The following is a 10,241-nucleotide window of genomic DNA, read 5'->3' on the forward strand; positions in this document are numbered from 1 at the left end:
TATTTTATTGATTTTTAATCAATTATGTTTTTTGTCGTGTACTAAACGAAAATATAGAAATTCTATCAGAAATAAATATTCAAATCCTAAGGTTTTTGTATGACTGGGAAAATATCCTATACTATGGCAAAATAACAAACATAGATACTCCAAAATATGCTGGTAAGATAGTCTATAAAATAATAGATAATTTTGACGAAGGAGTAGATTGGATGAATGCAGAGGAAAGTAATTCATTAACCGACAAAGGAGTAAAATTACTTTACCAGTTAGCAGAATATATACCTGACGAAATTAAAGTACTACTTGATAACCTATTTGTTAAAGATGATAAAGAAAATTATAAGATTAGGGATAAAAAGCGCAAGCAAATAAAATACGCATTATCTCATTTCCATTCAGGTACATTACCAAGGTACTTCCCAACCGAATTGATCGCATTAGCTAACCTAAAATGGAAATATAAAAAAGTAAGCTCAGAAAGTCGATTTAGTTCAAGCTATGGGATAGACCATCATTTTGGTCTAAAGGATAAATACGATTTGAGTTATTTCCCCCAAAGTGCTTATCAAACATTCATTTATAAGCTGCTTAAATTTCATCCTTGGAAAGCATCAAGTTTTATAATTGAGTTTACAAACTATTGTACTGAACATTATGTCAAGTCAGATTTTCTAAAAGATGATGGTTTTGCAATGACATCTGATGATATTAGCACCATACATATTCTGTATAATAAAATAAGCTATTCGATTTATGGATCTGCATATTTATGGTCAATAAATAGAGGTGGACAAATTGCCGTTCCTAGTTTATTGCAATCAGTAGTTGTTGCGCTCGAAAGATATTTATATGAGTTAGGTAAATTAGAATCCGAGAAAATTGACGAAACGATTCAATTATTTTTTGACGAAATATATACGAAAACTAATTCGGTGGTTCTACTTTCTGTTCTTGCAAGTATTACACAAGCTTATCCTAAAAAAGTTGGTAATAAGTTTTTACCTCTGCTAACTGACAAACGTTTTTTTGAATGGGATAGTCAACGATGGATTCGTGAATATTCTGCTGGTTTTTCATTCGGATTACCTAATGCTTCTTGGGAAGCAGATTTATGCGATGATGAGAGAAAAGAAGCATTAAAATGGGAACATAGACAGAAATATCACAAAGGTTTAAATGGATTTCTAATCCAATATCAACTTTTCTATGGAAATCTAAACGGTGAACTTTTTGAAATGTTTGATCATTTAGAGAATAAGCATGGTAAAGAAGATGTATACTTTCTGAAATTGCTATCCGAGATTGATGGGAGAAAACAAAAAGTAGAAGAAGTTGAGCGTGATGGTAAATTGATGATTCAAATAGCTCCAAATTATTCCTTAGATAATGCTTTAGAATCAGAAATGAAAAAAAATGAGGAACAAAGCAAATTCAGAGATGAATACTCAAGATATAGCTTATGGGTATCTCAGACTTTTTCAAAAAAATCAGAAGAAAATAAAACTTATGAATATTGGAAAGAATGTTTAGAATATTATAAAAATGTTGATACGTCAAAGCTAACCCTTATAGACTCCTTCCCTATAGGAACATTGGCTGCTTTAGGATTGGATCTATTTAATGACGAATTAAGTAGTGATGATTTTGAATTTTGTGTACATACCATTTTAGGAATTGCCCAAAAGCTTTATGAGCATAAACAAAATGAACGGTATAACTTTGAACAGTTAGATTTTTCTTTAAGCATATATGATAATGATTCCGTTTATGGTTCATTACCAAAATTACTTCTTTTCAGGAGTAGATTAAGTAATGAGCAGATTGATAAAATTAGAGGTTTACTATTTCTATTTGTTAGGGATTTTCACACAGAGTTAGATATTCATTTAAAACATTTGTATTATTCGTTTAAAAAATATGTTTGGGTGGCTGACTACCAATTCGCTTATAACTGCTTTATTGGATTACTTTTATATGCGAAGTTTAACAAAAAATACCCTCAACATTTCCAATACGCAGAAGAACAGCTAAATGAGATTCAAGCTGAAGAAGAGAAGATTTTAGATTTTATTGAAAATAATTCTGATGAATATAAGTTCTCCGATTTGTCTTATTCAAAATATTCTCATTGGGACTTAGATAAAGCGACTCATATTTTCCCTATCTATGAGGAACATAACTTTTCATATAACTTCTTGAAAGCGATTTTTAATGCTCACATTGAATCATATTCATTAGAAGAAGATAGATATAGATCAACTGATTATTATATAACTGGTTTGACTGTTAGAGAAACGATTATAGATTTTTTGTTTGAAGTTCCCTTTAACAAAGACACTAATTCCTTTTTTGAATTTATAATTAATACAGGAGTTAATTACGATTTGAGCATACGCAAGAGTCATGATGCGATTGAATACATAGAAAAAATTATAGAATGGTTTTACTATAAAGTCGACAGCAATTATGGTGCTGACGTTATGCTAAACAACTTCTGGAATTTTTGGAGTACTCTCTATATTAAATTAAACTCGGGTATTCATTTATTCAACAAAGAATTTTTATTCAACGGAAACTGGAAGTCAGAAGCAGAAGATTGGTTCGTATTAAAACATAATAATCAAGCTGAAATTTATTTAAAGAAAATCAATAAGCTCGATTATATCAATATAAATGCTTTTATGCAACTTTTATCAGGTATTGGTTTTCAAAGCTTAAATCCTCAAGCAATAAAAATTCTGACAAAACATTTAAAATCAGATATTAAGCAATTACTAGCCCAATAGCGTCCTAAACAATAAAAAAAAGAATGGTTAGTTTTTAANCTATAGTATTAAGAAATCCTGTGGCTTACACGTTAAGCCTGCCTTCAATGCCGCCATCGTCTTTAAGGTTACCTGTTATGGCTCCTTTTGCCCATTTAAGGAATGATATCATTTTGCCATACTTGGTGTCCCAGTAGTAAGCATCAGTAGGGGTTACCTTTATTACTGTTACATTTGGGTCATCTTTTCCTTCATCAAACCAGGCTTTTGCAATAGGGCTCCACACTTCATCAATATGCTGCCTGTCCCTGTATATGGTTGCCTGTCCGTAAATTGAAAGAAATTGGGCATCCTGGTTTTTGGCAAACATAAGCTGGACATCATTATCCTGCTTTATTTCGAAATTTTTATTGCTCCTGGCCGAACTTATAAACCACAGGTTTCCCTGGCCATCCACTTCCTGGAGGCTCATAGGCCTTGTAGGGACGGGCCTTGAGGAGAGCTCAGTACAAAACATGCATGTTTTAATATCTTCTGCCAGCTCTTTAAGTTTGGCAACAGCTTCCTGGCTGGTAAGGTCCTGGTAATTGTCTTTTGATTCCGGATTGCTCATGGTTAAACTGATTTAAAAGGTTATAATTTAGCGTATTATCCAAAGTTACCTTTTAAACAAGTGAATCCGTGTTATTGATTTCATAATGTTTGAGAAAAATATACTTAAATTCTTACCTGTCAGGCTATTTCTTTTTGCATTACATAATCTTCCATAAGGTACCCCTGCCCAATGTCAATATCTTCTTCCTTTATTATTTTAAATCCCGTGGCTTCATAAAAATGTACTGCAGGGTTGTAGCGGTTTACATTAAGCTGTATTGCCTTATCCGCATTACGTTTTGCTATTTCATAGATAGTATTTACAAATAATTTACCCATACCCTTACCCTACAGGCCAGGCAATATATAAAGCTTATGTATTTTAGTGATACCGGTTTCGTAGCCGGGCTGGTATGAGGCAAACCCAAGGAAAAGATCATCCTGCTTAACGAGTAAAAAGTGATGGTTTTTAATTGTCAGCTGCTCAATATAAGCGTCCCTGCTATACATCATGCTGAACATATAGTCAATTTGCGGTGCCGATAATATAGCCCCGTAAGTTTGTGGCCATACCTGCCATGCAAGGGCATGTATAGTATCAAAATCGTCAACGCCCGCTTCAATAATTTGTATCATGAACCAAGTATTTTTGCAATAAGAGATAAAGGTACAATTATTATTGGCACAGTAATTGGTTAACTTCTACCGGGGTCAAAATTTTAGCTGTCCGGTTATTAATCTACTTTAATCATGAAAATAATTTTTAAACATATAGCACTTATCAGTTTGTTTTTAACATCGCCTGTTTTTGCGCAGGATGTTACAACCGTAAGGGCCAGCAACAGGGATATAAGCGATAACCTTGACCTTAAAGCGGTAGCTTCAATATTTGGAGAGTCAGGAGACCTTGAGGATTTTGAAAGGCGGCTTAACGACCCTGATCTTATGATATCAAACCTTGACCTGAACGGCGATAACAGGGTAGATTATTTAAGGGTTATTGAGGCAAGCGAGCGTAACACCCACCTTATAATACTACAGGCAGTGCTTGGCATTGATACATTTCAGGATGTTGCCACTATTGAAGTAGAAAGGGACCGAAACAATAATGTGCAGGTGCAGGTAGTTGGCGATGTATTTATGTATGGCCCCAACTATATTTATGAACCTGTTTATGTAGTACGTCCTGTACTGTTTGATGTTTTTTGGGTTAGCAGCTACCGGCCTTACTACTCCCCGTGGTACTGGGGTTACTACCCGGCCTATTACAGCTACTGGGCTCCCTGCCCTGTGTTCAGGTACAGGAACCATATCCATGTAAATGTCATTAATACAAGAAACGTATATACTTATGTCAATGTGAGGAGAAGCAGCCGTGCTGCGGCACTGTACAGCACCAGGAGGGCCAATGCGTATGAAAGACAACACCCTGACAGGAGCTTTACACGCAGGACCAGCGCGCCAAACAGGTATGCCCTTGAACAGAGCAGGTCAAATAGCAGGTCTCAGGCAGCAGGTAACAGTTTGCAGCCAGGCCGCCGCAACACTACTGATTTTAATACCAGCGGCACGCGCAGCCTGAGGAATAATGACGGTTCATCGCGTTCGGTAAACGGTTTCCGATCTTCAGGCTCAACCGAAACAAGAAATACGGAGATGAATGTTGTACGGGGGAACAGCAACAGCCTGAGGAATAACGGCAGGCTGCGCTCCTATGATAATAACGGCACTACCCCCGCAAGGATAAACAGTGCCCCTTCGGGGGAAATACAGAACAGCAGACAGCTTTCAGCCCCATCATCATACAGCAACAACAACAACTTAACAAGGAGCAGGTCGCAAAGCGCACCAGGTAATATGTCCGTACCGTCAAGGCAAAGTACTCCTTCCAGGAACTTTAGCATGCAACAGGGCAATAATACCCCTCCCGTGAGGAGTACCCCTACCCCACCGGTGAGGAGCAGCACTTCATCACCTTCGCTAAGGGCTACACCGACACCCGAAATGCGAAACAGTACCCCGGCACCACAAAGGCAAAGTACCCCGGCAAGGCAGGGTGGCGGAGAATTAAGAGGTTCCAGAGGTTAATTATAATTCAGGAAAAAGAAGAAACACTGCCCGGCCCAGGGCAGTGTTTTTTTATACAATACGCGTTGTTTTAATAGCCTCAACCCATTCTGTACGTGCGCATACAGAACATTTCGCGGATACCGGCTCAAGCTGTTGTACATTGGCACAAAAAGTACAGGCATATATACCTGATTTTGAAATCGTGCTGCTTTTAAGGTCAAAAAGCTGGGGCCGTATCGGCAGGCCGTACTTTACCTCTTCATCGGCATAAAAATAAATGCTCACAGTACCGTTATTTTCAATATAAGCATTGCGCACCTGGCCCAGGTGTTCAATAGAACGGAGCCGCAATTCGGTAAAAAATTCATCAAGCGCCAGGTCTTCCTTCTGGAAATCGTGTAGCGAAAACTGGCCGTCTTCAATAATTGACTTTGTTTTTCGTTCCATAAAGTGTTCAAATTTTTTGCTTTTGCCCAGTAGCCAGGTTACCATACGGTACATGCTTAGTATTACTGCAAATACAAGTATTGCGGGGACAAGCCCTACGTCTTCATAAAACATCGGGTCGCCCGCGGCAGAGCCAAGGGAGATGATAATAACTATTTCAAAGATTGAGAGCTGCTTTACTCCCCGCTTGCCGGCAAACTTTAGCGTAAGCAGCACCACAATAAACATCACTACCGTCCGGAACAGCACCTCAAGCAGGAACGCAACAGGAAGGTCATTAAACAAGAGCCGTTTCCATTCAAAAATATCATTCATAACAAACAAGTTTTCAGTAATAAAAGTACTACAGTGAAGCGGTGGCTTAACAAATATTAGCATAAGTTTAGTACTGCCTTACCACACGTTCAATGGCTATATAAGTAATTTAGGCCTAACAAATTAACTTTAAAAATGTATAATTATGAGTAAAAGAGTAGCCATACTGGCAACCCACGGATTTGAGGAAAGTGAACTGGCCTCACCTAAAGAATATCTTGAGCAGCAGGGCTGGACTGCTGAAATTGTGAGTCCCGAAAGCGGTTCAGTAAAAGCATGGGCTGAAAAGGACTGGGGCAAAGAATATAAGGTTGACCGCACACTTGATGAAGCGTCGCCTTCCGATTATGATGCGCTGGTATTGCCCGGAGGAGTTATAAATCCTGACAGGCTAAGGATAAACGACAAGGCAGTAGAGTTTGTAAAAGGCTTTTTTAATGATAAAAAACCAGTGGCTGCTATTTGTCATGGGCCGTGGACACTAATTAATGCGGGAGTAGTTGAAGGAAGGAAGCTTACATCGTACCCGTCAATCAAACTGGACCTTGTCAATGCTGGTGCCAATTGGGTTGATGAAGAAGTGGTGGTTGATAATGGCCTTGTTACCAGCCGCAAGCCCGATGACCTGCCGGCATTCAATATAAAGATGGTTGAGGAGATAAAAGAAGGAAAACACGAAATGCAGCACAGGTAATTCAGCGAAGTGCTTACGTTAACAATGAAAAAGCTTTTGTATTGCGCGTACAAAGGCTTTTTGATTTTACAGCCATTTTACCGGAATGACAAGACTGGCAATATAAATCTTCGGTATAATTATGACGCGGTAGCTTCACCGGATATACGCTGTAACCATGAATTTCTCCCTGTTACTAATCAGTATCTTTTAAATTTGGCAGTTAGCTGTTATTGGTTAATTTTACCACAAATAATAAACAATTATGATGAAGTTATTACTGCTGTTCCTTCTGACCGGAATGGCCGCGGGTGCGCAGAAGAACCTTACTATAGCGCAAGCCACATCAGGCCAGTATCGCGAATTTGCCCCAAAAAATATTATTGCCCCGCAATGGCGCAAAGACACCAGGAGCCTTACTTATCTTGATGATACTTATTCAAAACTACTGTTGAGGAGCGAAGAAACTAACTGGACAGAGGTTGTTTTAGTTACTAAAGACGAACTGACTGCCGCTTTAAAGTCCAAATTTCCGGCAGATACATTTGCCCTGCCTTATTTCCCTCATGCATATGCCTGGAAAGATAAAAATACGCTGCAATTTGAAGCAGCAGGTACTAAAAATTCTTATGTGGTATTTTTTGATGTGGATAAAAAAAACATCAGAAATGCTTTAACCATATCACCTGAAGCTACCCAGCAGACCCTGTCACCTAATGCTTCATATATCGCATGGCTAAATAAAAATAATATAGTTATCACCCCTTCAGAAGGGCCGGGTATTAGCGTTACACATGATAATGACAATGGTATTGTAAATGGCAGTGACTATGTACATCGCCAGGAATTTGGCATTAACAAAGGTATTTGGTGGAGCCCGGACAGCAACAGATTGTTGTACTATCGAAAAGATGAAACGATGGTAAGCGATTATCCATTGATACAGTGGGGAGAACGCATAGCACAAAACAAAGCTATTAAATATCCTATGGCGGGAATGAAAAGCGAAGAGGTCACACTTGTAGTTTTTAATATTGCTACTAAGTCAAAAATTACTCTTAAAACCGGCGAACCCAAAGAACAATACCTTACCTGCGTTACATGGTCACCTGACGGGAAGAGTGTATTTACAGGTGTGCTTAACCGCGAACAGAACCACCTGAAAATGAACCAGTATGATGCTGCTACAGGTAATTTTATAAAAACCTTATTTGAAGAAAAAGCTACTACTTATGTGGAGCCGCTGCATGACCTGACCTTTGTACCCGGCAATGGCAGCCAATTCCTGTACCGCAGCGAAAAAGATGGTTTTGAGCAGTTGTATCTTTATAAAACCGATGGTAAATTGCAGAAAAAACTCGGTTACAGGGATGTTGTGGTTACTGATTTTTTAGGTTTTGATGCTGACGCGAAAAACGCTTTTTATATAGGTACAGCCAACAAAGGTTTAGACAGGCAATTGTACAGGGTTGAGCTAAAATCAGGCAAAACAGAGACACTTACCACGGTATCAGGCACACATAACGTTTTGATAAACAGTGATTGCACCCTTGTATATGATGCCTTTAGCAGTACAACAACACCTAATGATATTACAATTATTGACCTTAAAAATAAGAAGACTACCAGCCTTATAAAGGCTGAAAATCCATATACAGGCAAAACAATGTTACCGAAAATGGAGCTGTTTACCATACCGGCGGCCGATGGCAAAACCTTGCTCAATAGCAGGATTATCTACCCTGCTGATTTTGATCCTACTAAAAAATATCCGGTGCTGGTTTATGTATACGGTGGGCCACACGCACAGCTGGTAACTAATTCCTGGCTTGGCGGCGCAAGCTTATTTGATTATTACATGGCCCAACAGGGGTATGTGGTTTTTACTTTAGACAACCGGGGCAGCGATAGCCGGGGACGGGATTTTGAGCATGTTATCCACCGTCAGTTAGGCGCCAATGAAATGGCTGACCAGATGAAAGGCATAGAGTACCTGAAAAAGCAAACCTTTGTTGATACCAGCCGTATCGGCGTGTACGGCTGGAGCTTCGGTGGCTTTATGGCTGTATCACTTATGGTGAACCACCCCGAAACGTTCAAAGTTGGTGTTGCCGGTGGCCCTGTGATAGACTGGAAATATTATGAAATAATGTATGGTGAGCGCTATATGGACATGCCGGAGGAAAACCCTCACGGTTATGCCAGTACAGCACTGCCTTCCCAGGCAAACAAACTGCAGGGAAGGCTGTTGATAATACATGGGGCCCAGGATCCGGTAGTAGTGCAGCAGCACAGTATGGAGTTTATACAGGCATGTATTGCCGCCGGAAAACAGGTAGACTACTTCCTGTACCCTACACATGCGCATAATGTACGGGGCAGGGACAGGATACACCTTAATCAAAAAATTGCCGATTATTTCGACACCTATTTAAAGAAATAACAGAAAACGGGAGCCAGGGGCTCCTTTTTTTTACTACTTAGCTATGGCTTAATAATCAGCTGGTATAGCGTTCGTTGGTCTCTTCAAAATCTTCATCGTCTGATGATATTGACTTATTTTGGTCTTCGTCCAGATCCACATTATCAGTTAGTAGGTAGTCATCCTGGCTGAACGCATCAGAGTAAAGGCCATTGCCTCCTTCCGCATCCCAGGTATTTTGTTGTTTAGTATCGCTATAATCCAGTTCATCAGAAAGGTTGGACGGTTCTGTATCCCTAGTATAAGTAACGCCGGGCTGCTCCATGGCAAGGTACTTGTCAGTATCATCGTTACCGTCGTTATTGGCCGCAAGAGTATTTCTTTCATCATCAGGGGTATCGGGGCGGCTATCATTCAGGCTGTCACTTCCTGTGTAATCATTCCCGTGGAACGTTTCTTGCCCCGATGTATCACCGTTGCCCTTGCCCTGGTCGCGAAGGCTCTCATTTTCTGTGTTAAATTTAGGTACTTTATCCATAAATGTATTTGTTTATTAAAATAAAAGCATCGTACTCAGTTCGTTGAGCTTGCGTAACCTGAGGTTGGTGTTCAGCAGGTTCTTTATCTGCTGGCTGCAGCACAAATCCTCTGCCGGCATTATTTCATTTTCAAATTCTACAGCGGCTTTTTCAAACATAACGGTATCGGCAGCATAAGTGCTGTCCTGCTGATGAATAATTGTGCGTTCCATGATACGAATTTTTCGAGGTTGGCTTGCTTTTTTATTTTACCTAAATTACCATCAAATATTATAATTAATGTAAAAAGAAATATTAAATAAAAGCCAATTTTATGCAGTGAAGCAAAGCATTTTAAATTTTAAACCAGGAGCGTTAGTATTAACAATATTTTCTAAGTACACGACAAAAATTGTATTAAATTAATTTCCAGC

At 39.1% G+C, this 10,241-nt stretch carries 10 protein-coding genes; 4 read left to right on the forward strand and 6 right to left on the reverse strand.

Translation table 11 applies throughout. The features are described 5' to 3' along the window. Window positions 1-95 precede the first annotated feature (95 nt). The gene (locus CHU92_RS08995; protein WP_094414774.1) at window positions 96-2,789 is read left to right on the forward strand and encodes a hypothetical protein; all 2,694 of its coding nucleotides are present in this window, start codon (window positions 96-98) and stop codon (window positions 2,787-2,789) included. A gap of 64 nt (window positions 2,790-2,853) precedes the next feature. Here CHU92_RS08995 and CHU92_RS09000 read toward each other — a convergent pair whose 3' ends face one another. From CHU92_RS09000 to CHU92_RS16030, 3 genes are all read right to left on the reverse strand, one after another. Then, window positions 2,854-3,381, reverse strand: coding sequence for a pyridoxamine 5'-phosphate oxidase family protein (locus CHU92_RS09000; protein WP_094414776.1), 528 nt, complete (start codon window positions 3,379-3,381; stop codon window positions 2,854-2,856). A 119-nt stretch (window positions 3,382-3,500) separates the two neighbouring features. Next, complete coding sequence (locus CHU92_RS16025; RefSeq protein ID WP_207759825.1) at window positions 3,501-3,701, reverse strand: hypothetical protein; 201 nt, start codon at window positions 3,699-3,701, stop codon at window positions 3,501-3,503. Window positions 3,702-3,710: 9 nt separating this feature from the next. Beyond that, window positions 3,711-3,998 (reverse strand): hypothetical protein, encoded by a 288-nt coding sequence (locus CHU92_RS16030; RefSeq protein ID WP_207759826.1) that lies wholly within the window; start codon window positions 3,996-3,998, stop codon window positions 3,711-3,713. A gap of 114 nt (window positions 3,999-4,112) precedes the next feature. Here CHU92_RS16030 and CHU92_RS09010 point away from each other — a divergent pair, with 114 nt between their 5' ends. Beyond that, complete coding sequence (locus tag CHU92_RS09010) at window positions 4,113-5,450, forward strand: hypothetical protein (RefSeq protein ID WP_207759827.1); 1,338 nt, start codon at window positions 4,113-4,115, stop codon at window positions 5,448-5,450. Window positions 5,451-5,501: 51 nt separating this feature from the next. Here CHU92_RS09010 and CHU92_RS09015 read toward each other — a convergent pair whose 3' ends face one another. Continuing rightward, window positions 5,502-6,194 carry a DUF421 domain-containing protein gene (locus tag CHU92_RS09015; protein ID WP_094414778.1) on the reverse strand — a complete coding sequence of 231 codons (693 nt, stop codon included), beginning with the start codon at window positions 6,192-6,194 and terminating at the stop codon, window positions 5,502-5,504. Between the two features lie 145 nt (window positions 6,195-6,339). Here CHU92_RS09015 and CHU92_RS09020 point away from each other — a divergent pair, with 145 nt between their 5' ends. Continuing rightward, window positions 6,340-6,888, forward strand: coding sequence for a type 1 glutamine amidotransferase domain-containing protein (locus CHU92_RS09020; protein WP_094414780.1), 549 nt, complete (start codon window positions 6,340-6,342; stop codon window positions 6,886-6,888). A gap of 244 nt (window positions 6,889-7,132) precedes the next feature. Continuing rightward, window positions 7,133-9,310 (forward strand): S9 family peptidase, encoded by a 2,178-nt coding sequence (locus CHU92_RS09025; protein WP_094414782.1) that lies wholly within the window; start codon window positions 7,133-7,135, stop codon window positions 9,308-9,310. Window positions 9,311-9,365: 55 nt separating this feature from the next. On the opposite strand, the gene CHU92_RS09030 is transcribed toward CHU92_RS09025, so the two are convergent. Continuing rightward, on the reverse strand, window positions 9,366-9,827 hold the full coding sequence (locus CHU92_RS09030) for a hypothetical protein (protein WP_094414784.1): 462 nt from the start codon (window positions 9,825-9,827) through the stop codon (window positions 9,366-9,368). A gap of 15 nt (window positions 9,828-9,842) precedes the next feature. Beyond that, on the reverse strand, window positions 9,843-10,040 hold the full coding sequence (locus CHU92_RS09035) for a hypothetical protein (protein WP_094414786.1): 198 nt from the start codon (window positions 10,038-10,040) through the stop codon (window positions 9,843-9,845). Window positions 10,041-10,241 lie beyond the last annotated feature (201 nt).

Source organism: Flavobacterium cyanobacteriorum (genome assembly GCF_002251835.1).
Classification (GTDB): Bacteria; Bacteroidota; Bacteroidia; order Flavobacteriales; family Flavobacteriaceae; genus Flavobacterium; species Flavobacterium cyanobacteriorum.

Excerpts from the sequence above, each read along its gene's own strand:
- CHU92_RS09000 (WP_094414776.1), bottom strand. The coding sequence starts at position 3,381 with ATGAGCAATCCGGAATCAAAAGACAATTACCAGGACCTTACCAGCCAG.
- CHU92_RS16025 (WP_207759825.1), bottom strand. The coding sequence starts at position 3,701 with ATGGGTAAATTATTTGTAAATACTATCTATGAAATAGCAAAACGTAAT.
- CHU92_RS16030 (WP_207759826.1), bottom strand. The coding sequence starts at position 3,998 with ATGATACAAATTATTGAAGCGGGCGTTGACGATTTTGATACTATACAT.
- CHU92_RS09010 (WP_207759827.1), top strand. The coding sequence starts at position 4,113 with ATGAAAATAATTTTTAAACATATAGCACTTATCAGTTTGTTTTTAACA.
- CHU92_RS09015 (WP_094414778.1), bottom strand. The coding sequence starts at position 6,194 with ATGAATGATATTTTTGAATGGAAACGGCTCTTGTTTAATGACCTTCCT.
- CHU92_RS09020 (WP_094414780.1), top strand. The coding sequence starts at position 6,340 with ATGAGTAAAAGAGTAGCCATACTGGCAACCCACGGATTTGAGGAAAGT.
- CHU92_RS09025 (WP_094414782.1), top strand. The coding sequence starts at position 7,133 with ATGATGAAGTTATTACTGCTGTTCCTTCTGACCGGAATGGCCGCGGGT.
- CHU92_RS09030 (WP_094414784.1), bottom strand. The coding sequence starts at position 9,827 with ATGGATAAAGTACCTAAATTTAACACAGAAAATGAGAGCCTTCGCGAC.
- CHU92_RS09035 (WP_094414786.1), bottom strand. The coding sequence starts at position 10,040 with ATGGAACGCACAATTATTCATCAGCAGGACAGCACTTATGCTGCCGAT.